Annotated in this window: 19 protein-coding genes; 9 read left to right on the plus strand and 10 right to left on the minus strand. The window is 68.6% G+C overall.

All coding sequences use genetic code 11. The annotated features are described in order from the left end of the window. Positions 1-61 precede the first annotated feature (61 nt). From ACYQPG_RS25460 to ACYQPG_RS25475, 4 genes are all read right to left on the minus strand, one after another. Positions 62-1,000 carry a carbohydrate ABC transporter permease gene (locus tag ACYQPG_RS25460; protein ID WP_147906898.1) on the minus strand — a complete coding sequence of 313 codons (939 nt, stop codon included), beginning with the start codon at positions 998-1,000 and terminating at the stop codon, positions 62-64. Further along, positions 997-1,953 carry a carbohydrate ABC transporter permease gene (locus tag ACYQPG_RS25465; protein WP_147906899.1) on the minus strand — a complete coding sequence of 319 codons (957 nt, stop codon included), beginning with the start codon at positions 1,951-1,953 and terminating at the stop codon, positions 997-999. Before ACYQPG_RS25465 ends, ACYQPG_RS25460 begins: the two co-directional genes overlap by 4 nt. 52 nt (positions 1,954-2,005) lie before the next feature. Next, positions 2,006-3,316 (minus strand): ABC transporter substrate-binding protein, encoded by a 1,311-nt coding sequence (locus ACYQPG_RS25470; RefSeq protein WP_147906900.1) that lies wholly within the window; start codon positions 3,314-3,316, stop codon positions 2,006-2,008. Between the two features lie 80 nt (positions 3,317-3,396). Then, positions 3,397-4,458 (minus strand): ABC transporter ATP-binding protein, encoded by a 1,062-nt coding sequence (locus ACYQPG_RS25475; protein WP_147937518.1) that lies wholly within the window; start codon positions 4,456-4,458, stop codon positions 3,397-3,399. A 361-nt stretch (positions 4,459-4,819) separates the two neighbouring features. Here ACYQPG_RS25475 and ACYQPG_RS25480 point away from each other — a divergent pair, with 361 nt between their 5' ends. The 3 genes from ACYQPG_RS25480 to ACYQPG_RS25490 are packed head-to-tail and all read left to right on the plus strand — an operon-like array spanning position 4,820 to position 7,744. Next, complete coding sequence (locus ACYQPG_RS25480) at positions 4,820-6,013, plus strand: fumarylacetoacetate hydrolase family protein (RefSeq protein WP_461231985.1); 1,194 nt, start codon at positions 4,820-4,822, stop codon at positions 6,011-6,013. A gap of 59 nt (positions 6,014-6,072) precedes the next feature. Next, positions 6,073-7,443 (plus strand): FAD-binding oxidoreductase, encoded by a 1,371-nt coding sequence (locus tag ACYQPG_RS25485; protein ID WP_147906903.1) that lies wholly within the window; start codon positions 6,073-6,075, stop codon positions 7,441-7,443. Positions 7,444-7,456: 13 nt separating this feature from the next. Continuing rightward, entirely contained in the window at positions 7,457-7,744 is a 288-nt protein-coding gene (locus ACYQPG_RS25490; protein ID WP_147906904.1) for a DUF167 family protein, read from the plus strand. Positions 7,745-7,783: 39 nt separating this feature from the next. On the opposite strand, the gene ACYQPG_RS25495 is transcribed toward ACYQPG_RS25490, so the two are convergent. The 5 genes from ACYQPG_RS25495 to ACYQPG_RS25515 are packed head-to-tail and all read right to left on the minus strand — an operon-like array spanning position 7,784 to position 14,351. After that, a complete protein-coding gene (locus ACYQPG_RS25495; protein WP_147906905.1) occupies positions 7,784-8,713 on the minus strand; it encodes a beta-keto acid cleavage family enzyme in 930 nt (309 codons plus the stop codon). Between the two features lie 2 nt (positions 8,714-8,715). Then, positions 8,716-9,639, minus strand: a complete 924-nt coding sequence (locus ACYQPG_RS25500; RefSeq protein WP_461231986.1) for a 3-hydroxyacyl-CoA dehydrogenase — start codon at positions 9,637-9,639, stop codon at positions 8,716-8,718. Further along, positions 9,636-12,194, minus strand: a complete 2,559-nt coding sequence (locus ACYQPG_RS25505; protein WP_419830553.1) for a branched-chain amino acid ABC transporter ATP-binding protein/permease — start codon at positions 12,192-12,194, stop codon at positions 9,636-9,638. The genes ACYQPG_RS25500 and ACYQPG_RS25505 overlap by 4 nt, the downstream gene beginning before the upstream one ends. 14 nt (positions 12,195-12,208) lie before the next feature. Beyond that, positions 12,209-13,084, minus strand: a complete 876-nt coding sequence (locus ACYQPG_RS25510) for a branched-chain amino acid ABC transporter permease (protein ID WP_147853605.1) — start codon at positions 13,082-13,084, stop codon at positions 12,209-12,211. A gap of 7 nt (positions 13,085-13,091) precedes the next feature. Further along, complete coding sequence (locus ACYQPG_RS25515) at positions 13,092-14,351, minus strand: ABC transporter substrate-binding protein (protein WP_147906908.1); 1,260 nt, start codon at positions 14,349-14,351, stop codon at positions 13,092-13,094. A 119-nt stretch (positions 14,352-14,470) separates the two neighbouring features. Between ACYQPG_RS25515 and ACYQPG_RS25520 the strand changes: the two genes are divergently transcribed. The 6 genes from ACYQPG_RS25520 (at position 14,471) to ACYQPG_RS25545 (ending at position 22,774) form a co-directional block, all read left to right on the plus strand. Beyond that, positions 14,471-15,172 carry a GntR family transcriptional regulator gene (locus tag ACYQPG_RS25520; protein ID WP_419830554.1) on the plus strand — a complete coding sequence of 234 codons (702 nt, stop codon included), beginning with the start codon at positions 14,471-14,473 and terminating at the stop codon, positions 15,170-15,172. 73 nt (positions 15,173-15,245) lie between these two features. Next, entirely contained in the window at positions 15,246-16,013 is a 768-nt protein-coding gene (locus ACYQPG_RS25525) for an SDR family oxidoreductase (RefSeq protein WP_419830555.1), read from the plus strand. A 91-nt stretch (positions 16,014-16,104) separates the two neighbouring features. Next, positions 16,105-16,839, plus strand: a complete 735-nt coding sequence (locus ACYQPG_RS25530) for an SDR family oxidoreductase (RefSeq protein ID WP_419830556.1) — start codon at positions 16,105-16,107, stop codon at positions 16,837-16,839. 10 nt (positions 16,840-16,849) lie between these two features. After that, positions 16,850-18,655, plus strand: coding sequence for an IlvD/Edd family dehydratase (locus ACYQPG_RS25535; RefSeq protein ID WP_147906912.1), 1,806 nt, complete (start codon positions 16,850-16,852; stop codon positions 18,653-18,655). 478 nt (positions 18,656-19,133) lie between these two features. Continuing rightward, positions 19,134-22,034 (plus strand): FAD-binding and (Fe-S)-binding domain-containing protein, encoded by a 2,901-nt coding sequence (locus ACYQPG_RS25540; RefSeq protein ID WP_419830557.1) that lies wholly within the window; start codon positions 19,134-19,136, stop codon positions 22,032-22,034. Between the two features lie 59 nt (positions 22,035-22,093). Next, on the plus strand, positions 22,094-22,774 hold the full coding sequence (locus tag ACYQPG_RS25545) for a GntR family transcriptional regulator (RefSeq protein ID WP_419830558.1): 681 nt from the start codon (positions 22,094-22,096) through the stop codon (positions 22,772-22,774). Here ACYQPG_RS25545 and ACYQPG_RS25550 read toward each other — a convergent pair. Beyond that, complete coding sequence (locus ACYQPG_RS25550) at positions 22,750-23,691, minus strand: class I SAM-dependent methyltransferase (protein ID WP_419830559.1); 942 nt, start codon at positions 23,689-23,691, stop codon at positions 22,750-22,752. The two genes, ACYQPG_RS25545 and ACYQPG_RS25550, sit on opposite strands and share 25 nt — an antisense overlap. Positions 23,692-23,705 lie beyond the last annotated feature (14 nt).

Genomic DNA, 23,705 nt, shown 5'->3' on the forward strand with positions numbered 1-23,705 from the left:
ATCGCAGGCCCCGGCACAATGGCTGTCGGCGCATTTTACGCGATGTTCGGGCCCGCAGCCGCTACTCCTTCACGGCGCCGGTGAGCGCGGAGACGTAGTATTCCACGAAGAACGAGTAGAGGATCACCAGAGGTAGTGAGCCGAGCAGCGCGCCGGCCATCAGCGAACCCCACTTGTAGACGTCGCCGTCCACGAACTCGCTGACCACCGCGATCGGCACGGTCTTGTTCTGGGTCGAGGACAGGAACGTCAGCGCGTAGATGAATTCGTTCCAGCACAGGGTCAGCGAGAAGATCCCGGCCGAGATCAGGCCCGGGAAGGCGAGCGGCAGGATGATCTTGGTCAGGATCTGCCACCGGCTCGCGCCATCCATGAGGGCGCATTCCTCCAGCTCGTAGGGAATGGTCTTGAAGTAGCCCATCAGGAGCCAGGTCGAGAACGGGATCAGGATGGTCGGATAGGCCAGGATCAGGGCGATCGGCGAATCGAACAGGCCGTAGGCCTGGATGATCGTGGCGAGCGGGATGAACAGGATCGAGGGCGGCACGAGATAGGCGAGGAAGATCGCCGCGCCGACCCAGCCGGCGCCCCGGTAGCGGATCCGCACGCAGGCATAGGCGGCCAGCACGCTCGCGAACAGCGACAGGATGGTGGCCGCCACCGACACGTACATCGTGTTCCAGAGCCAGCGTGGATACTGCGTCTCGAACAGGAGCTTGTTGATGTGCTTGAGCGTCGGGTCCACGACCCAGAACGGGTTGAACCGCTCCATGTCGATCAGCTGCTCGTCCGGTTTGATCGCCGTGAGCGCCATCCAGTAGAACGGGAACAGCAGCACCGCCAGGATGATGAGTAGCGGCAGGTAGGTGGTCACGAGCCGCCGCGGCAGGCGCTCCAGGTAGGCCATCCCCTCGCTGTCGTCGGTGAGGCCGGCGGGGCGGGCCGCCACGACGGAGGCGAGGCGCGGGTCGGCATGGGCGGGCGGAGCGGGTGCGCTCATCGGTCGGTTCCCCCGGCTTGCCAGGCCCGGCGCTGAAGGCCGAACCACGAGATGCCGATCGCGGCGAGAAGGAACGGCACCATCGCGGTGGCGATCGCCGCCCCCTCGCCGAGCGTCCCGGAGAGGATGCCGCGCTGGTACGACAGGGTCGCCATCAGGTGCGTGGCGTTGACCGGGCCACCCCGGGTCATCGCCCAGATCAGCTGGAAGTCGGTGAAGGTGAACAGCACCGAGAAGGTCATCACCACGGCGATGATCGGCGTCAGCAGCGGCAGGGTGATGCGCGAGAAGATCTGCCAGTTCGAGGCCCCGTCGAGGGTCGCAGCCTCATAGAGCGACGGCGAGACCGTCTGCAGCCCGGCGAGGAGCGTGATCGCGATGAACGGTACCCCGCGCCAGATGTTGGCGAAGATCACGCAGGCGCGGGCCATGCTCGGCTGACCCAGGAAATCGATGTTGCCGTCGATGATCCCCATGTGGCGCAGCGACCACGATATGATCGAGAACTGACTGTCGAAGATCCACCAGAACGCGATCGCCGACAGGACCGTGGGCACCACGAACGGGATCAGCACGATCGACCGGACGATCGACTTGAACGGCATGTTCTTGTTGAGCAGCAGTGCGAGGTAGAGCCCGACGCCGAACTTCACCACCGAGGCCACCGCCGTGTAAAGGCAGGTGTTGAACACCGAGAGCCAGAACACGTCGTCGTCCCAGAGCCAGGCGTAGTTCTCCAGGCCGATAAACGTGCCCTCCCGGCCGATCCGGGTGTTGGTGAAGGACAGCCAGATGCCCTTCAGCAGCGGATAGGCCAGGAACAGGCCCAGGATCAGCGCCGTAGGCAGCATGAACCAGAAGCCCGCCCAACCGCGGCTGGCGCGCAGGCGCTGCCAGGCCGAGCGGGTCAGGACCGCATTCGGAGCCGGCTGTGTTAGGGCCGTGTGCGCCATGGGTACGCCTCGAAATCGAGGCCGCGGACGAAGGGCCCGCGGCCGGCCGCGTTCAGGTGTTGCGGAAGATGCGCTGAGCGGCGCGTTCGGCGTTGCGGATCGCGGTCTTCACGTCCTCCCGGCCGGTGCAGTGGCTGGCGAACATGTCCACCACCACGAAGTCGGCCAGCACCGCGGCGATCCGCTCGCTCACCGGCGCGAGGCCGCCGGCCGCCAGCGACCGCCGCCCCGCTTCGGCGAAAACCGCGTTCTTCGGATCGCTCGTCCAGATCGGGTTCTTGGGATAGTTCGACAGCGGCTCGCACAGATAACCCTGCGCGGCCTCCAGCCAGGGATTGTAGTTCGACGCCTCCATCATGAAGCTGATGAAGGCCTTACAGGCATTGGGCGCCTTCGAGTATTTGAACGCCAGGATCGGGAAGGCGAGCTGGAACTCGGTGGGCTTGCCGGCGGGCCCGATAGGCCAGACCGCGTGGTCCATGTCCTCGGCGAGCTTCGGGTTGTCCTTCTTGGCCGCAGCGTAGATCGAGATGCCGTTGTTGGTCAGGTACAGGTCGCCCGCCAGGAACGCCTTGTTGTTGGACGAGTCGTTCCACGAGACGGTGCCGGGCACGAAGGTCTCGTAGAGGGACTTGACGTATTCGAGCGCCTTGGCGGTCTCGGGCGAGTTGATCACGATCTTCTCGTTGGCGTCCACCAGGTTGGCGCCGTGGGACCAGAGTGCCCAGTGGCACCAGGTGTTGCCGTCGCCGGTGGCATGCCCGAGGGCGAAGCCGGCCGGGGTGTTGTTCTTCTTCATCGCCCGGCAGAGTTCCAGGAACCCCGCTGTGTCCTCTGGGAACTTGCTGAACCCGGCCTTCTGCATTGCCGAGATCCGGTAGTTCGGGTAGCCGCCGTTGAAGCCGACCGGGATCGCGATCCACTTGCCCTTGACCTTGCCGTAGGCCTCCGCCGACGGGAACCACGGGCCGTACTTCTTGGCCAGCGAATCGGCGACGTCCTCCAGCGGCAGGCACTTGTCCGGGAACAGGGCCGGGAACGAGAACAGACCCCAGACCATGTCGGGCCCCTGCCCGGTATTGGCCGCCACGGACGCCTTGGGCTGGATGTCGTCGAAAGATTCGTTGGTGACCGACACCTTGACGCCGGTCGCCTTGGTGAAGGCGTCCACCATCCGCAGGAACGCCTCGTCCTCGCTCGGCACGAAGCGCTTCCAGCGCAGGAGCGACAGGCTGGCGCCGGGCTCAGGCTTCCATTCGGCGGTCTGCGCCCAGGCCCGGGCGAAGCCCAGCAGGTCGCTGCCCGCGGCGAGCCCGGTCGCGGCGGCACCCGCCAGGAGGGAACGGCGGTCGAGTCTGGTCATCGTGGCGTCACTCCCTGAATGGATCGGCGCGCCCCGGACGCGGTTCGTCCGGGCGGCCGGGCTCGGCAACCGAAAACGGGTCAGGTCGGCAGGCGTCGTCCGGACTCGGCATCGAAGAAGTGCACGCGGTTCGGGCGCAGGTAGACGGTCTCGCCGGGCCCCTCGCTGACGCGCTCGCGCAGCACGCAGGTGAAGTCCTGACCCTGGGCGCGCACCGCCAGCATGGTCTCGGACCCGGTCGGCTCGACCACGACGACCTCGGCGGCGATCCCGTCGCGCGCCAGATCGAAATGCTCAGGCCGCATCCCGAGGACCAGCTTCCGGCCCTCGATGCCCGCCGGCGCCTCGTTCAGGGGGATCGTCAAGCCCGAATCCGCCGCGAAGACGAGATTCCCGTTCCTCCGAACAGTCCCGTTCACGAAGTTCATCGCCGGGGATCCGATGAAGCCCGCCACGAACAGGTTGTCGGGCCGGTCGTAGAGTTCCAGCGGCGGCCCGATCTGCTCGACCACGCCGTCGTGCATCACCACGATCCGGTCGGCCATGGTCATGGCCTCGATCTGATCGTGCGTGACGTAGATGGTCGTGGTCTTCAGGCGCTGATGCAACTCCTTGATTTCGGTCCGCATCGCGACGCGCAGCTTGGCGTCGAGGTTCGACAGCGGCTCGTCGAACAGGAACACCTGCGGATCGCGCACGATCGCCCGGCCCATGGCGACGCGCTGCCGCTGGCCGCCGGAGAGCTGGCGCGGGTAGCGGTCGAGGAGATGGGTCAGCCCGAGGATCTGCGCGGCCTTGCTGACGCGCTCGTCGATCTCGGCCGCCCGCGCCTTCCGGATCCGCATCGAGAACGCCATGTTCTCGCGAACCGTGAGGTGCGGGTAGAGCGCGTAATTCTGGAACACCATCGCGATGTCCCGCTCCTTGGGCGGAACATCATTGACGACACGCTCGCCGATACGGATCTCGCCGCCGGAGATATTCTCCAAGCCGGCAATCATCCGGAGCAACGTCGATTTTCCGCAGCCCGAAGGCCCGACCAGGATCACGAACTCACCGTCCCGGATGTCCACGGACACACCGTGCAGGACGTTCGTCGATCCGAAAGCCTTGCGAACCTCGCGGATTCCCACCGAGGCCATGCTTCCTCCCAATCAGGGACGCTCTGACGGCGACTCCTGTCTGAGCAGTACAATAGAGCATCCGGCGGAAAGCAAGCCGGCCGACCCTGAATTTTGAATCATATCCCGTTTCTGTCAGGACCTTCCTGTGAAATCCTGCATCCGGACGACCGGATCCGATTTCGGCGCCGGTGGCCATACGGTTGAGTTCGACCGGACTTGCCCGACGGGCCGGGATCGGTGACGAGGCCGCCGGCATGAAACATCCCACCGGCGCCTGAGCCGGCACCGGATGCTAAGGCGATGGCATCGGCCCCGCTGCCGGTGCGACGTCCGGGCATAATCGGAGACGGCGGGCAGGATCCCGAAGGAAGAGGACGGTATGGCACAATCCGGTCTGACCGCAGGCGAGATCCTTCCCAATGACGGCGTCCGGGGCGCGCTGGTCGGACGGGTGTGGCGCCCGGATGTCGGCGGACCGAGCGTCGTGGCGATCCGGGCGGGGTCGGGCGGCGAGGCGCGCGTCGTCGACGTCACGGCGCGCTTCGCGACGGTCAGCGACCTGTGCGAGACGCCGGACGCCGCCGCGGCCCTGCGCGCCGCCGAGGGCGCGGATCTCGGCAGCCTCGATACGATCCTGGCCAACACCCCGCCGGAGGGCCGCGACCCGGGGCAGCCGTGGTTGCTCGCCCCGGTGGACCTCCAGGCGCTGAAGGCCGCCGGCGTCACCTTCGCGACGTCGATGCTGGAACGGGTGATCGAGGAGCGGGCGCGGGGCGACCTGGCAGCGGCCGCGGCGATCCGCACGGAGGTCGAGCGCCTGGTCGGACACGACCTGCGCCGGCTGAAGCCCGGCTCGCCCGCCGCGATGGCGTTGAAGGAGGTCCTGGTCGCCCAGGGGGCCTGGAGCCAGTATCTCGAAGTCGGAATCGGGCCGGACGCGGAGATCTTCACCAAGGCGCAGCCGCTCTCCGCGGTCGGTTGCGGCGCGGACGCTGGGCTGCATCCGGATTCGCACTGGAACAATCCCGAGCCGGAAGTCGCGCTGGCCGTCTCATCCCAGCAGAACATCGTCGGCGCGACACTCGCCAACGATGTGAACCTGCGCGATTTCGAGGGCCGCTCGGCGCTGCTGCTCGGCAAGGCCAAGGACAACAATGCCTCCTGCGCCCTGGGGCCGTTCCTCAGGCTGTTCGACGAGACCTTCGGCCTCGACGACGTGCGGCGCACCACCGTGACGCTCGAGGTGACCGGGACCGACGGGTTCCGGATGGAGGGCACCTCCCCGCTCGCCGAGATCAGCCGCGACCCGGAGGAGCTGGTCGGGGCCCTGATGGGCCGCACCCACGATTACCCGGACGGTGCCATCCTGCTGCTCGGCACGATGTTCGCGCCGATCCAGGACCGGCACGGCCCGGGCCTCGGCTTCACCCATGTCGAGGGTGACCGCGTCGTCGTGGCGAGCCCGGAACTCGGCAGCCTCGTCAACCGCATGCGCCCGTGCGACGCCTGCGAGCCCTGGACGTTCGGCGCCCGCGCGCTGATGCGCAATCTCGCCGCGCGCGGGCTTCTGTGACAGAGCCTGACGCCCGCAGCTTTCCGGACCACACGGCCCCAGCCGCAGAGACCCATCCGATGACAGCCGCCGAATCGATCCTCGCGCGTCTCTCCGACATCGTCGGGCCCTCCGGACTCGTCACCGGCGCGGAGTTGCGCGGCCGGTCCGCGAACTGGACCCGGCCGACGGAGCCCTGCGCGGCGCTCGCCCTCGTGCGCCCGCGCAGCACCGCCGAGACCAGCGCCGTGATGGCCGCCTGCCACGCGGCCGGGGTCGCGATCGTGCCGCGGGGCGGCGCCACCGGCCTCGTGGACGGGACGCTCTGCGCGCCCGATGAGATCACTCTCTCCACCGAGCGGATGACCGGGATCGAGCCGATCGACCCGCTCGGCATGACCGTGGTGGTCGGCACCGGCGCCACCATCGAGAGCGTGCAGAACGCCGCCACGGAGAACGGCCTGTTCTTCCCGCTGGATCTCGGTGCCCGCGGTTCGGCCACGATCGGCGGCGCGATCTCCACCAATGCCGGCGGCCTGCGGGTGCTGCGCTACGGCATGATGCGCGAGATGGTGCTGGGCCTGGAGGCGGTGCTGGCCGACGGCACGGTGGTCTCGTCCATGCGCCCGCTGATCAAGAACAACACCGGGCTGGACCTTAAGCAGTTGTTCGTCGGCACCGAGGGCACGCTCGGCATCGTCACCCGCGCGGTCCTGCGCCTCCGCCCGGAGCCCGCCGGATACGCCACCGCGCTGATCGCCTGCCCGGGCGTCGACGATGGCGCCCGGGTCCTGCGCGCCGCCCAGAGCGCGTTCCAGGGGCGCGTGTCGTCCTTCGAGGGCTTGTGGCCGGATTTCTACCGGCTGATGACCGCCCCCGGCCGGGCGACGCCGCCGCTGAGCTACGATTATCCGTTCTACGCGATCATCGAGGTCGAGTGCGTCCCGGAGGAGTCCGACCGGTTCCTTGGCCTGCTGGAAGGCCTGATGGGCGACGGCACGATCCTCGACGCGGCCGTGGCCTCCTCGGAGGAGCAGCGCCGCGGCATGTGGCGCATCCGCGACCGCGTCGAGCACCTGAACGCCGATGGGATCGAGCGCGCCTTCGACGTGAGCGTGCCACTCTCCAAGATGGACGGCTATGTCCGGGGCGCGCTGGAACGCCTGGCGGCGATCCCCGATTGCCGCGCCGTCGTCTACGGGCATATCGGCGACAACAACCTGCACTGGAACACGACCCGCCTCGACGCCGCCGGCAACGCAGCCATCGACGCCGCGCTCTACACGCCGCTCGCCGAACTCAACGGCTCGGTCTCGGCCGAGCACGGCATCGGCCTGGAAAAGCGGAGCAAGCTGCCGCTCTCGCGCTCGCCCGAGGAGATCGCCGCCATGCGGCTGGTCAAGCGGGCGCTGGACCCGGACAACCGGCTGAACCCCGGCAAGATTTTCTAACGGTCGGCGATCGATGGGGTCCGTTCGGCTCGTGGTCCGCCTCACGCCGCGCGGCGGGCGCGATGCGGCGGATGGCTGGGCGCGGGATGAGAAAGGCCAGCCTTACCTGAAGGCGCGGGTGTCCGCGCCGCCGGTCGATGGCGCGGCCAACGCAGCGCTGGAAAAGATGATCGCCAAAGCGCTGAAAATCGGCCGCAGTTCGGTCCGGATCGCTGCCGGCGATCAAAGCCGGCTCAAGATCCTCGAGATCGAAGGCATAGCCCAGGCCGATCTCGATCGTATCTTCGGGGTGCCCGAGTAGGCGCCGGGCCGAGACCGTTCTGCCTCGGCCCGACCTGCCTCAGAACGCGACCTTGTCCCCGCCCTTCAGCGACAGCATCTCGCGGGCCTCGTCGGGCGAGGCGATCTCCAGCCCCAGCCCCTCGATGATCGAGCGGACGCGGCGGACCTGGGCGGCGTTGGTTTCCGCGAGCTTGCCGGGGCCGTCCCAGAGGCTGTCTTCCAGGCCGACGCGGACGTTGCCGCCCATCGCGGCCGCCATGGCGGCGATGTTCATCTGGTTGCGGCCGGCGCCCAGCACCGACCAGCGGTACTGATCGCCGAACAGCCGGTCAGCGGTGCGCTTCATGTGCATTACGTCGTCGGGATGCGCGCCAATGCCGCCCTGCAGGCCGAACACGGTCTGGATGAACAGCGGCGCCTTCACCAGCCCGCGATCGAAGAAGTATTTGAGATTGTAGAGATGGGCCGTGTCGTAGCACTCGAACTCGAACCGCGTGCCGTTCGGGCCGCAGGTGGTGAGGATGTGCTCGATCTGGCCGAACGTGTTGCGGAAGATGATGTCCTTGTTGCCGAGGTAATCCCGCTCCCACTGGTGCTTCAGGTCCTTGAAGCGGTCGAGCATGCCGAACAGGCCGAAATTCATCGAGCCGAGGTTGAGCGAGGCGACCTCCGGCTGGAAGGTCGCGGCTGGGCGGACCCGCTCCTCGATCGACATGGTCGGCGCGCCGCCGGTGGTGATGTTCACGACGCAGCCCGAGCGCTGCTTGATCACCGGCAGAAACTTGGCGAAGGCCTCCGGCGACTGGTCGGGCTGACCGGTCTCGGGGTTGCGGGCGTGCAGGTGGATGATCGCCGCCCCGGCTTCGGCAGCGCCGATCGCAGCGTCGGCGATCTCCTCCGGCGTCACCGGCAGGTGCGGCGACATGCTGGGCGTGTGGATCGCGCCGGTGACGGCGCAGGTGATGATGACTTTCCGCTGTGAGGCCATGCTCAGTCCTTTTGTGAAAGCTTGTGGGCCCGCAGGGCGGCCAGCCGCGCGTCGCGGCGATTCATGCGGGCGGGCAGATCCGCGGGCTCTCGCCAGTTCGCCAGGATCGCCTGGGTGGCCGGTGCCTCGTAAACGCTCGGGGGCGCCGGGTCGGCTGCGAGACTCTTGTAGAATCCGGTGTAGCGCGCGCAGTAATCGGCGATGCCGCCAGGGGCGTTGAGTTCGATCGTCTCGAAGGGCCCCATGAAGCTCCAGCGCAGGCCGAGCCCGTCCGCAACGGTCTTGTCGAGATCCTGCGGGGTCACGTAGCCCTCCGAAGCCAGGCGGAACGCCTCCGCCAGCAATGCGCCCTGGAGCCGGTTGAGGATGAAGCCCTCGATCTCCTTCAGGACGGTGATCGGCACCTGTCCGATCCTCTCGTAGGTCGCCCGGGCGCGCTCCAGCACCGCGGCATCCGTCCACGGAGCGCCGGAGATCTCCACCAGCGGAATCAGGTGCGGCGGGTTCACGGGATGGCCGATCAGGCACCGCCCCCGTCCGGGAAGCCCCTCGGTGAACAGCGAGCAGCGGATCGCCGAGGATGAGGAGGCGATGATCGCGTCCGGCGGCGCCAGGGCGTCGAGTTCCGCGAACAGGGCCTGCTTCACGTCGAGCCGTTCCGGCCCATTCTCCTGAACGAAACCGACGCCATCGAGGCAGGCGGCCAGGCCGTTCGGGGCTCGGATACGGGAGGACGCCGCCTCTGGATCGGGGCACAGCCCGTTCTTGGAGAGCGTCCGCAGGCCTGCGGCGCAGAGCGGGATCGCGGCCTCGGCGACTCCGTCCGCGGCATCGAACAGGCGCACGTTCCAACCGGCGCGGGCGAAGATCATCGCCCAGGCCCGGCCGATCAGGCCGGCGCCGACGATCGCGACGCTCTCGGTCATAGCCACAGCACCTTCCGTCTCAGATCCTGGTCCTCGCGCAACAGGCGCGACTCGCCGGTCCACTGCACGCTGCCGCGCTCCAGCGCGACGGTCCGGTCCGAGAGGGCCAGCGCGAGGTCGAGGTGGTGGTCCACCAGGATGATCGCGATCTCCCGGCGCAGCCGGTCGAACGCCTCGAACAGTTCCTCGGTCACCGCCGGCGACAGGCCCTCGAAGGGCTCGTCGAGCAGGAGGAGGCGCGTGTCGCCGGAGAGCGCCCGCGCCACCGCCACCATCTGCTGCTCGCCGCCGGACAGGCGTGCGGCGTCGACGGTCCAGCGTTGCTTGAGCCGGGGGAAGAACTCCAGGACCTTGTCCTCGTCCCAATGGATACCCGCGCCGGTGAGGCGCCGCAGCCGGCCCAGACCCAGATTCTCGGCGACGCTCATTCCGGCGAACAGCGCGCGGCCCTGCGGCACGTAGCCGATGCCGAGCCGGGCGATCCGGTCCGGCGTGAGCCCGGCGATGTCCTTCTCGCCGAGGACGATCCGGCCGGCGGCCGGGGGTGCCGTGCCAATCAGCGTCTTCAGCAGGGTCGACTTGCCGGCGCCGTTGCGGCCAAGCAGGGCCACCACCTCGCCCTTGTGCACCGTCAGGTCCACCCCGTTGAGGATGTGCGACTTGCCGTAAAAGGTGTCGACACCCGCCATCGTCAGCAGCGTCTCGGACGCGGCGGCGCTGGCACGCGGCTTCGCCGCGATCGCTTCCGTTCCGGAGCCGAGATAGACCGCCTGCACCCGGGAGTCGTCCCGGGCGTCGGCCACGGAGCCGTCGACCAGCACCGCGCCGTCCGCCATCACGGTGACCCGGTCGGCGAGGCGGAACACCCGGTCGATGTCGTGTTCGACGAGCAGCACCGGGATGTCGGCGGAGAGCGCCTTGATCAGGTCGCCGACGCGCTCGCGCTCGGCCGCGGCCAGCCCGGCGAGCGGCTCGTCCAGCAGCAGGACCCGCGGACGCGTGGCGAGCGCCAGGCCCATGTCGAGGAGCCGCTGCCCTCCGTAGGAGAGGCTGCCGGCCTCCGCCTGCTCGATCCCGGCGAGCCCGGTCCAGCGCAGCAGCTCGGCCGTGTCGTCGGCGATCTCCCGCAGGCGGAGCGCGTCGCGCCACGGGTTCATGTGAGCCGGGTGGCGGGCCTGGACGGCGAGCCGGATGTTCTCCTCAACCGACAGGCCGGGGAACAGGTTGGTGATCTGGAACGAACGGCCGAGGCCGGCCCGGGTGATCGCGTGGGGTTCGAGCCCGGCGATCTCCCGGCCGTCGAGGAGGATCCGCCCGGAATTCGGCCGGAACATCCCGGAGAGCAGGTTGAACGCCGTGGTCTTGCCGGCGCCGTTCGGGCCGATCAGGGCGTGCAGCGTCCGGTCGGCCACCGCAAAGGACACGCCGCGCACGGCGGCGACCGGTCCGAAGCTCTTGCGGATATCCTCCGCGACCAGGACCGCCCCGTCGGAGCGCCCCTCCGCGATGAATCGGGCCGGGACGCGCCCCGAGGCACCGGCGCGGCGGGCCGACATCGCGGCGCCCTCCCCCGGCACGCGACGGAACGGGCGCATCAGCCGGGCCGCGATACCCACGAGCCCATCCGGCGAAAACACGATGAAGGCGACGAACAGCAGCCCGAAATACAGCAGCCAGTCGCTGGTGTAGATCGATAGGAACTCCCGGAACAGGATGTAGAACAGGGCCCCGAGGGCAGGCCCCAGGAACGAGCGCATCCCGCCGATCACCACCATGGCGAGCAGTTCGCCCGAGAACGCGATGGAGATCGGGTCGGCAGAGGTGAAGCGGTGGCTGTAGGCGGACAGCGCGCCCGCCAGCCCGGTGATCGACGCCGAGATCACGAAGGCCGCGAGCTTGTAACGGTTGGTGGCGTAGCCGAGGAAGCCGGCGCGCTGCTCGTTCTCGCGGATCGCCACCAGCACCGTTCCCATCGGCGAGCGCCGGAAGCGCCAGAGCGCGACGAGAACCAGGAAGGCGATGCCGGAGACCGCGGCGTAGTAGGCGCCGGGCTGCTGCAGCACCGCCCAGCGGTGCAGGTTGCCGATGCCATTCTCGCCGCCGGTGAGGTCCGTCCAGCGGAACGCGATGGCGTACAGCATCGCGGTGAACGCGAGCGTCAGCAGGGAGAAGTAGACACCGCGCCGCCGCAGGATCAGGGCGCCGCCGGCGAGCGCCGCGACACCGGTGATCGCCAGCGCTCCGAACAGCGGCAGGGCCATGTCGCCCGGCGCCAGGCGGGTCTGCAGGATCGCCACCGCATAGGCGCCGATCCCGAACCACGCCCCGTGGCCGAAGGAGACGAGGCCGGTCCAGCCGACCAAGATGTTGAGGCCGAGCACGGCGAGGGCAAAGATCACCACGTCGGTGGCGGTGATCAGTGTCAGGCCGATCGCGTCGAGGGCAAACGGCAGGACGATCAGGGCGGCGAGCGCCGCCCAGAGCTGGCGGCTCTCGCGCAGGATCAGGCCGCGCTGAGGGATGGCGAGCGGCAGCGGTTCGGCGGTTCCGGACATGGGGCTGTTCCCGCTCACTCGAATCGGGCGATCTGCTCGCCGAACAGGCCGCGCGGGCGCAGCAGCAGGACGAGCACCATGAGACCGTAGACGGCTGCCTCGGTCGCGGGCGGGTAGGCATAGGCGGTGAGCCCCCGGACCACGCCGACGATCAGGGCGGCCAGCACCACACCCCAGAACGAGCCGAGCCCGCCGATCACCACCACCACGAACGCGAAGGTGAGGATCTCGGCGCCCATCGCGGGGTGAACCCCGGTCACCGGCGCCATCATGGTCCCGGCGAGCGCCGCCAGCCCGACGGCGATCGTCACCACCGCGCTCATGTACGGCCGAAGCGAGATGCCGAGTGCCGCGACCATGTCGGGGTTCTGGACGCCGGCCCGGACCACGCGGCCGAAGCTGGTGCGGGTCAGGAGCAGCCACAGGCCGCCGACGCAGGCGAGCGCCACCACCAGGATGGAGAGCCTGTAGCGCGAGTAGATCAGGTCGCCGATGAACACCTGGCCCCGCAGCCAACCCGGGATTCCGTAGGGCAGCGGCGCTGCCCCGAAGGCCATGCGCAGGGCCTGCTCGGCCACCATGGCGAGGCCGAAGGTGAGCAGCAGGCCGAGCGTCGGATCGCCCCGGTAGAACCGCCGGAGCAGGAACCGCTCGATCACGAGGCCAAGAACGGCCACCAGCAGCGGCGAGGCGACGAGCGCTCCGCCGAAGCCGATCGTCGGGGTCAGCACCACGGTCAGGTAGGCGCCGATGGCGTAGAATGCGCCGTGTGCGAGGTTGACGATCCCGCCGAGGCTGAAGATCAGCGACAGGCCCAGCGCGATCAGCAGGTACTGGACGCCTATCAGCAGGCCGTTGAGCACCTGCTCGAGGATGAAGACGAGCTGCATGGCCGCCTCACGCCGGGAAGGTGCAGGCGTTCTCGTCGCGGGTGGTGGCGAGCACCTCCAGGCTTTCGCCGGAACCGGGCAGCGGCCCGGTCGCCGTGAAGATGTCGTAGGGGTTCTTCACCTGGTCCGCCGGGAGCGCGGTGATCGCGTACATCTCCTGCATCAGCTCGTGGTCCCAGGGACGGAAATAGCCCTCCCGGGTCTTGGCGATGTCGAAGGTCGCGCCCTTCTCCAGGTATTCCACGATCTTGGTGGAATCGGTCGACTTCAGCGCGTTCATGGATTGGGCGACGATCTTCATCGCCGTGTAGTCGCCCCAACCCTGGTTCTCCGGCGGCTTCTTGTACTTCGCCCGGAACGCCGCCACGAATTTCTGGGCCGAGGGCGAGTCGATCCGGTGGTGCCACACCACCGGCCAGGTGCCGAGGAAGTTGCCGGGGCCGGCGCCCCAGGCCAACGCCGTATCGAAGCCGAAGCCGGCGACCGGAAACGGCAATCCGAACTCGCTGTACTGCTTGAGGAAATTGGTGATCTGCGCGCCCGCGAGGTTGCAAATCACGAGGTCCGGCCGGCTCTGGCGCAGCTTGAGCAGGAACGGCGAGAAGTCGGTGAGTTCGGTGGGGATCAGGTCCTCGCCCGCAAGCGTCGCCTCGTTCGCGGTGAAGAACTTCTTGGCCTGCTTGAGGAGGTCGTGACCGAACGCGTAGTCGGCGGTCAGCGCGTAGACCTTCTTGCCCTTGATCAGGCCCTTCTCCACCAGCGCCCGGCCCGCCGCGCGGACCATCATGGTGTTCTGCGCCTCCACGTGGAACAGGTAGCGCTTGCAGTCGGAACCGCGCAGCGCGTCCGAGTTCGCGCCGGTGTTGATGAACAGCACCTTCTCGCGCTGCGCCACCTGGCTGATCGCCAGAGCCGAGGCGGAGTTGATCTCGCCGACCAGGCAGGCGACGCGGTCGCGCTGGACCATGCGCTCGGCCTTGGCCGACGCGGTCTGCGGATTGACGCTGTCTTCGGCCAGCAGCTCGACCTTCCGGCCGGCGATGCCGCCGGCGGCGTTGATCTCCTCGACGGCGAGCTGCGCGGCCTGAACGGCGAACTCGCCCAGGGGCCCGAGGAAGCCGGTACGGGGGGTCAGGTGGCCGATCCGGACCACGTCCGCCTGCCCCTGGGACAAGGCCGGGCTGGCGAGCGCCGGTGCGATGAGAGCCGCGCCGCCGGCTCGCAGCAGGCCGCGGCGAGAGAGAGAATCCCCGAACCGATCCGTCATCGTTCCGCTCCCGTGCGTTTCCTCCAGCCGGGCATTCTTGATGGGCTCTGACGGCCCTCACCCAAACTGTGATCACAGATCACTAGCGCGATAGTGCCAGATCCGTCTAGTGTCGGCACATGAGTTCCATGTCGGCCCTGGCCGAATTACCCCAGCTCGAGCGGCGCACCCTCGCCGACACCGCGTACGAGGCCCTATCGGACCTGCTTGCGTCCGGCCGACTCGCTCCCGGCGACCGTTTGTCCCTGCGCCAGAGCGCGGCGGCACTCGGCGTCTCCGTGATGCCGGTGCGCGAGGCGGTGAGCCGCCTCGTCGCCGACGGCGTCCTGGAGGTGGCCCCGACCCGGGCGATCCGGGTGCCGATCATGACGGCGCAGGATTTCCAGGCGCTGGCCGAGACCCGCATGGCCGTCGAGGGCATGGCCGCGGCGCGCGCCGCGGAGCGCCGGAGCGAACCGGAACTCGGCGCGATCCGACGGGCCGAGGCGGCGTTCCGCCGGGAGGCCGCATCCGCGCAGCCGGACAGCACCCTGGCCGTCCGGCTCAACCGCGACCTGCACTTCGCGATCTACGCGGCCTGCGGACTGGAGCCTCTGCACGCGATCATCGCCCGGCTGTGGCTGAAGGCCGGCCCGGTCATCAACCTGGACCTGCGCGCACATCCGGAACGGCTGCTCCAGGGGTTCGCCCTGCGCCGGCATGCCGAGGCGCTGGCGGCGATCGAGGCGCGGGACGGTGCCGTTGCCGCCGCCGCCCTGGCCGCGGACATTCGCGAGGCGGCCGACTTCATCCTATCCCGCGGAGGGCTGCGGGACGCATAGTTTTGGTGCGCATCGGCTTCATCCAAAAGGCGACGAACGCCTCTGAAACGATGCCTGGACGGGAGGAACGACCATGGATCTCGGAATCGCCGGCCTGCGCGTGCTCGTGACCGCGGGCGCCGCCGGAATCGGGCGCGGCATCGTCGATGCCTTCCTCGAGGAAGGCGCGCGGGTCTTCGCCTGCGACATCGACCAAGAGGCCCTGGCCGCCCTTCCGGAAGCGGTGGGGCGCTGCCGGACCGACGTCGCCGACCGGGACGCGGTCGGCACCATGATGGCGGCGGCGGTCGAGCATCTCGGCGGCCTCGACGTGCTCGTCAACAACGCCGGCATCGCCGGGCCGACCGGGCGTGTCGAGGAGATCGCCCCGGAGGAATGGGACCGCTGCCTGACGGTCTGCCTGACCAGCCAGTTCAACTGCGCGCGCCTTGCGGTGCCCCACCTGCGCGCGAGCAGCAACGGCTCGATCGTCAACCTGTCATCGGCGGCCGGAAAGTTCGGCTTCGGCCTGCGCAGCCCCTACGCGGCGGCGAAATGGGGCGTGATCGGCTTCACCAAGTCCCTCGCGATCGAGCTGGGCGAGGCGGGCATCCGGGTGAACGCGATCCTACCCGGGCTGGTGGCCGGCGACCGGCAGCGCCGGGTCCTCGAGGCCAAGGCGCAGCAGCAGGGCACGAGCTTTGCCGAGATGGAGGCGCGCGCCTTCTCGTTCGTGTCGGTGAAGGACTACGTCACGGCCCGGCAGCTCGCCGACCAGATCCTGCTGCTATGCTCGCCGCGGGGCCGGACGATCTCCGGGCAGGCGATCGCCATCGACGGCGACACGCGGATGTTGTCCTGAACCCCTGCGGCACGGTTTACGCCGCGGATCGGATCACGGCAGATTGGCGAACAGGCGGCACCACGACCGCGCGATCGGGAGGAACGGGCGCATGCGTCTCGCGGGCAAGACAGCATTGGTGACGGCCGGAGGTCAGGGCATCGGCCGGGCGAGCGTCCTGGCGCTGGCGCGCGAGGGCGCGCGGGTGCTGGCCACCGACGTCCGGGCCGACGCACTCGGAACCTTCGAGGGCGTAGCCAACGTCACCACCGCGCCCCTCGACGTGCTCGACCGGGCGCAGATCGAGGCCTTGGCCGGCGGGCTGGACCGGATCGACGTGCTGTTCAACTGCGCGGGCTACGTCCATGCCGGCACGGTGCTCGATGCCAGCGACGCGGATTTCGACTTCGCGGTGAATCTCAACGTCCGGTCGCAGTTCTGGACGATCCGCGCGGTCCTGCCACGGATGCTCGAGGCTGGCGCCGGGAGTATCGTCAACATGGCGAGCGTCGCCGGCTCCCTCCGTGGGCTGCCGAACCGCTTCGTCTACGGGCTGACCAAGGCCGCGGTGATCGGCCTGACCAAGTCGGTGGCGGCGGATTACGTGGGCCGCGGCATCCGCTGCAACTGCATCTGCCCCGGCACCGTCGACACGCCCTCGCTTGCGGACCGGATCAACGCGTTCGACGATCCCGTGGAGGCCCGCAAGGCCTTCATCGCCCGCCAGCCCATGGGTCGGCTGGCGACGGCCGAGGAGATCGCCCCGCTGGTGGTGTTCCTGGCGAGCGACGAGGCCGCCTTCGTGACCGGCCAGAGCTATTCCATCGACGGTGGCATGACGATCTGAGGATTCGACCATGAGCGAGAAGCGCCGCGTATCTCCCGCCGACCTGCGCTCGAAGGCGTGGTTCGACAATCCGCACAATCCGGGCATGACCGCGCTGTACCTGGAGCGCTACCTGAATTTCGGGCTCACGCCCGCGGAGCTGCGCTCGGGCAAGCCGCTGATCGGGATCGCCCAGACGGGCTCCGACCTGTCGCCATGCAACCGGCACCATCTGGAACTGGCCAAGCGCGTGCGCGACGGCATCACGGCGGCCGGGGGCGTCGCCTTCGAATTTCCGTGTCACCCGATCCAAGAAACCGGCAAGCGGCCGACCGCCTCCCTCGACCGGAATCTCGCCTACCTGTCGCTGGTCGAAGTCCTGTACGGCTATCCGCTGGACGGCGTCGTGCTGCTGACCGGTTGCGACAAAACCATGCCGGCCTGCCTGATGGCCGCCGCCACCGTGAACATCCCGGCGATCTCACTCAATGTCGGGCCGATGCTCAACGGCTACTTCCAGAAGGAGCTGACCGGCTCGGGCACGATCGTCTGGAAGACCCGCGAGCGGCATGCCGCCGGCGATATCGACTTCCAGCAGTTCATGGACATCGTCGGCTCGTCGGCCCCGTCCACGGGCCATTGCAACACCATGGGCACCGCCTCGACCATGAACGCGCTGGCCGAGGCACTGGGCCTCGCCCTGCCCGGCTCGTCGGCGATCCCCGCCCCCTATCGCGAGCGCGGGCAGGCCGCCTACGCCACCGGGTTGCGCATCGTCGACATGGTCTGGGAGGACCTCAAGCCGTCCGACATCCTGACCCGGGAGGCGTTCGAGAACGCCATCGTGGCCAACGCCGCCATCGGCGGCTCGACCAATGCGCCGATCCACATCAACGCCATCGCCAAGCATATCGGCGTGCCGCTCTCCTGCGACGACTGGGAGCGGGTCGGCTTCGAGATCCCGCTGCTGGTCGACATGCAGCCCGCCGGCCGCTGGCTCGGCGAGGAGTATTTCCGGGCGGGCGGCCTGCCCGCCGTGTTCGCCGAGCTGATCGACGCCGGGAAGGTCCACACCGAGGCCCCGACCTGCAACGGCTTCACCGTCGGCGAGAATTATCGCGGGCGGCACAGCTGGAACCGCGACGTGATCCGGGCCTACGCGACACCGCTGATGGAGCGGGCCGGCTTCCTCAACCTCAAGGGCAGCCTGTTCGATTCCGCGATCATGAAGACCTGCGTGATCTCGGAGGAATTCGCCGCCCGCTACCTGCGCAACCCCGAGGACCCGATGGCGTTCGAGGGCCCCGTCGTCGTGTTCGACGGGCCGGAGGATTATCACCACCGCATCGACGACCCGTCGCTCGGGATCGACGAGAACACCGTCCTGATCATGCGCGGCGCCGGTCCGGTGGGATATCCCGGCGCCGCCGAGGTGGTGAACATGCAGCCGCCGGGGGAACTGATCCGCCGCGGCGTGACCTCCCTCCCCTGTATCGGCGACGGCCGCCAATCCGGAACCTCGGGAACGCCCGCGATCCTCAACGCCTCGCCCGAGGCGGCGGTGGGCGGCGGCCTGGCGCTGCTGCAATCCGGCGACCGGGTCCGCATCGACCTCAACACGCGCCGGGCCGACATCCTGCTCCCGGCCGAGGAACTCGCCCGCCGCCGCGCGGACCTGGCGTCCCGGGGCGGTTTCCCATTCCCGGCCACGCAAACGCCCTGGCAAGAGATCTACCGCGACCAGGTGGCGCAGCTCGACGAAGGCATGGTGCTGAAGGGTGCCGTGAAGTTCCAGAAGGTAGCGCAGGCGTCCGGCGTCCCGCGGGATAACCATTGAGATTATGTATGCGGTTTCATTTCAGGTAGAAACCTACCATGTGTAGAACGAACGTCAGGACTGTATTGATGGATTTCCATTACGGCAGATCTTGAATTTTCCAAAATCACTCCTGGGCCGGCGATAGACCGGGGGCAGCGAAGATCACACTGTCATCCCGGGGCGTCGCATCCGACCTAGAAATCGATAACCACCAACGGTGCAAAATCCTTGGCTGGCGGGGTCTATGGATCCCAGACCCCGCCACGCAGCCCCGGGATGACGCGGTGGATGCTGGGGCGTCCAATCGTTCGGTCGACAGCGTTGTCATTGGCGTGTGCCTAAAGGCCACTCCCTCAACCAGCCGTTCCCTCTCTCGTGAATTTTGAATACGATCGCTCCATGGGCGGGGACGCGCCTTCGGGAGGGATCGGCCGTGACGCAAGCCAAGGCTCGAACTGCGGCATCGCCGCGGGCGGCGGCACGCCTGGATGGCGGAATGGCGCGCAAACTCGCCGAGCAACTTCAGGGCGAAGCGCGGTTCGATGCGTTCACCCGCGGCCGCTACAGCACCGACGCGTCGATCTACCAGATCATGCCCGCCGGCGTGGTGCTGCCGCGCTCGGCCGCGGATATCGCTGCGACGCTGCGGATCGCCGCCGATCACGGCGCCCCGGTGATCCTGCGGGGCGGCGGCACCTCTCAGAACGGGCAGCCGATCGGCTCCGGCCTCGTCCTCGATTGCTCGCGCCACTTCAACGGCGTCCGCGCCTACGACCCCGAGGCCGGCACGATCACCGTCGAACCCGGCATGGTGCTGGAGCGGCTCAACACCCGCGTGAAGGCGGACGGCTGGTTCTTCCCGGTGGAGCCCTCGACGGCGACCCGCTGCACCATCGGCGGCATGGCCGGCAACAATTCCTGCGGCGCCCGCTCGCTGCGCTACGGCAAGATGAGCGACAACGTCCTGGCGATCGACGCCCTGCTTCCCGGCGGCGAGGCGTTCGGCTTCGGCCTCACCGGCAACGCGGCCACCGGTGTCACGGGCGCCAGCCACGCGGAAGCCTTGGCGGGGCGCATGCGCGCGCTGGCCGAGAGCCATCGCGACGAGATTGAAGCCCGCTACCCGAAGGTCCAGCGGCGTGTGGGGGGATACAACCTCGATGCGCTGATCGAGCCGCGCCCGAACCTCGCGCATCTGCTGGTCGGCTCGGAAGGAACGCTCGCCGCGACGACCTCGGTCACCCTCAAGCTGTCGCGCCTGCCCGCGCACCGGGTGATGGGCGTCTGCCACTTTCCGTCGTTCCGGGCCGCCATGGAGACGACCCAGCACATCGTGGCGCTCGATCCGGTGGCGGTCGAGTTGGTCGACAACAACGTGCTGGTGCTCGGCGCCGACATCCCGCTGTTCCGCGCGACGCTGGCTGACATCACCCGCGGCAAGCCGAACTGCCTGCTGCTCGCGGAGTTCGCCGGGGACGACCTCGCTGCCCTGAAGCGCGACCTGAAGCGCCTGGACGCCTGCATGGCCGACCATGGCCATGCCGATGCCGTCGTGGAGATCCTGGAGCCGGCGCGCCAGCGCTCCGTGTGGGAGGTGCGCGAGGCCTGCCTCAACATCATGATGTCGATGAAGGGCGACGCGAAGCCGGTCTCGTTCATCGAGGATTGCGCGGTGCCGCTGGAGCACCTCGCCGACTACACCGATGCGGTCACCGCGGTGTTCACCAAGCACGGTACCCGCGGCACCTGGTATGCCCACGCCTCCGTAGGCTGCCTCCATGTCCGACCGATCCTGGACATGAAGGACGGGGGCGACGTGACGCGCATGCGCGCCATCGCGGAGGAGACCTCCGACCTGGTGCGCCGGTACAAGGGTTCCTATTCCGGCGAGCACGGCGACGGCATCTCACGCTCGGAATACATCGCGCCGCTGTTCGGACCGGTCCTGACCGGCGCGTTCGAGACGGTGAAGGACGCGTTCGACCCCGAGAACCGGCTCAATCCCGGAAAGATCGTCCGGCCGCTGAGCATGGACGACCGGAGCCTGTTCCGGTTCAAGCCCGACTACGCGGTGACCGAGCCCGTGAAGCCCGCCCTCGACTGGTCGGACTGGGGCGGCTTCGGCTCGGCGGTCGAGATGTGCAACAACAACGGCACCTGCCGGAAGCTCGCCGGTGGGGCGATGTGCCCGTCCTACCGGGCGACCCGCGAGGAGGAGCACCTCACCCGCGGCCGGGCCAATTCCCTGCGCCTCGCCATCTCGGGTCAGCTCGGGCCCGACGCCTTCACCAGCAAGGCGATGAAGCGCACCCTCGACCTGTGCGTCTCCTGCAAGGCCTGCCGGCGGGAATGCCCGACCGGGGTCGACATGGCCAAGATGAAGGTGGAGTTCCTGCACCACTACCACGCCCGCCACGGGCTGCCCCTGCGCGACCGGCTGATCGGCCTGATGCCGCATTACGCCGGGATCGCCGCCAAGCTCGCCCCGCTCCTCAACCTGCGCGACCGGCACCCGGCGCTGGCGGCCCTCTCGGAGCGGATGGTCGGTCTCTCGGCCAAGCGGTCGCTGCCGCGCTGGCGGCGCCCCTGGAGCGAGCAGGGCGAGGCGGCGCATCCCGGCGACGTGACGGGCGATTTCCGCGACATCATCCTGTTCGGCGACACCTTCAACCGCGCCTTCGAGCGGGAGAACCTGGAGGCGGCCGAGCGGGTGCTCCGGGTGGCGGGATACCGGCTCCACCGGGTCTATCCGACCCGGGGGCGGCGCCCGCTCTGCTGCGGTCGGACCTGGCTCGCCTCCGGCCAGACCGACCGCGCCCGCGCCGAGGCACGCCGGACCCTGGACACGCTCCTGCCGTTTATCCAGGCCGGCGCCCGCGTGGTCGGCCTGGAGCCGTCCTGCCTGCTGACCTTCCGAGACGAGTTTTCCGCATTGCTGCCGAGAGACCAGGCCGCTCTGTTGGCCCGGCAATCGTTCCTCTTCGAGGAGCTGTTGGCCGGAGACTTGGCGGCCGGGCGGATCACGCTGCCGCTTGCCGACCAGGGGGGCCGCATCGCGCACCTGCACGGGCATTGTCACCAGAAATCTTTCGGCGTGATGGGCTCGGTGGAAACGGTGCTGCGGAGCGTGCCCGGCCTCGATGTCCGGGTCATCGAATCGAGCTGCTGCGGGATGGCCGGGGCGTTCGGCTACGGTGCCGAGACGATCGAGACCTCCTTCGCGATGGCCGAGCTGTCCCTCTTCCCCGCCCTGCGCGCGGCCGGGCCCGGCGACATCGTGGTGGCCGATGGAACGAGCTGCCGTCACCAGATCCACGACGGCCTCGGCCTGCGCGCGGAACACGTGGCCCGCCTCCTCGATGACGCGCTCGTGCATGCCCCGCCGCCTCGACACTGAATTGCCGGGCACCTACACATGCACATAGGTTGCTTTGACCGTGCGTGCACCGTGGGCCCATGAACAAGATCGACCCCGGCATCGGGATCAGCCGCCGCTATCTTCACGACGAGGTGGCGGACCGGATGCGCGAACTGATCCGCTCCGGAGAGATGGAGCCGAAGGCGCGGATCAACGAAGGCGAACTGACGGAGCGTTTCGGGATCTCGCGCACGCCCCTGCGAGAGGCGATCAAGATCCTCGCGACCGAGGGCTTGCTCGAACTCCTCCCCAACCGCGGGGCGCGCGTCGCCAGCATCTCAGAGACCGAACTCGAGGAGATGATGGAGGTGATCGCCGGGCTCGAAGCCACTGCGGGCGATCTCGCCTGCCGGACGATCTCGGATTCCGAGATCGACGCGATCGAGGCCGACCACGAAGCGATGGTGGCGGCCTGGAAGGCGGGTGACGAGGCTGGATATTTCAGCCGCAACCGGCAGATCCACGAAGGCATCATGGCGGCGAGCCGCAACACCGTCCTCGCCAACATCTACGAGAGCCTGTCCGGCCGGATCCAGCGATCGCGCTACTCCGCCCGGCAGACCCCGGACCAGTGGTCCCGGGCCGTCTCGGAGCACGAGCGCATGATCGCGTTGCTGCGCGCCCGGGACGGCACCGCCCTCGCGACCCTGATGCGCGAGCACATCCGCGGGAAAAAGTCCGTGATCGCAGCCAATTACGGGGTGGTCGAGGTCGACTGAGCCGTCATCTCGAACCAGAACGAGGCGCCCGGGGTGCGGGAATCGTTGGGATAGAGGAACGGTATGTCGGGCCCCGGCCCGCGGGCGGCGAAGACCGCCTCCACCCGGGCGCTCGTCGCCGGATCCTGGCAGAGATACATCACCGGGGCGGTCACCCGGAACGGCGGCGCCCCGCACATCAGCATGGCGGCGAGCAGGTACTGCTCGTTGTACAGTCGGCAGTTCCACGCGGCCGGGTAGTCGTCCGGGATGAAGATGTCGTGGATCTGCACGATCACGCCCGGGGCGAGCCGGGGCATGACTTCGAAGAAGAACACCGTCACGTCGGAATTGGCGAAGGATCTGTGTGATCCGTCGAAGAAAACGATGTCCCCGGCGCGCAACTCTTCGAAGATCCGGAGGTCGCAGCCTTCGAGGGGCGTGCGAAGCGTCGTGTCGCAGAGCGCATCGATCTCGCGGCGGGGCATCGGGTCGATCGAGGTGATCGCGGTCGGCAATGCCAGCGCATCGATCGTGTAGCGGGCAAAGCACGTGGAGCAGCCGGACCCGATCTCGAGGTAGCGGGCCGGCCGCTTCCAGGCGAGCATCGTCATCAGGGCGGCCGCGTCGAGGGCCGTGAACCAGGTGTTGTTCCAGTGCGGCGTCGCCGGATCGCCGATGGCGGGATCGTGGGGGACGCTGTGGAGCAGGTCGGCCTGCGCTTCCAATGCCGTCAGGAACGCGTCGTAGGCTGCGCTCTCCCGGGCCAGGACCGATCGGAGCTGGCCGTGTGGCGCGCTTCCGGGCGTCCAGCGGGAGGACGGCACCACCGGGTGGTAATCGTGGACCGTATGGCTCCAGCGGAACGGCTCGGTGCTCGCCCGGAAGATGTCGAGTCCGGCCCGGCGCCCGGCGCTTCTCACGATGTCCTTCAGCATGACCTTCCCCGATT

Source organism: Methylobacterium sp. CM6246 (genome assembly GCF_054818005.1).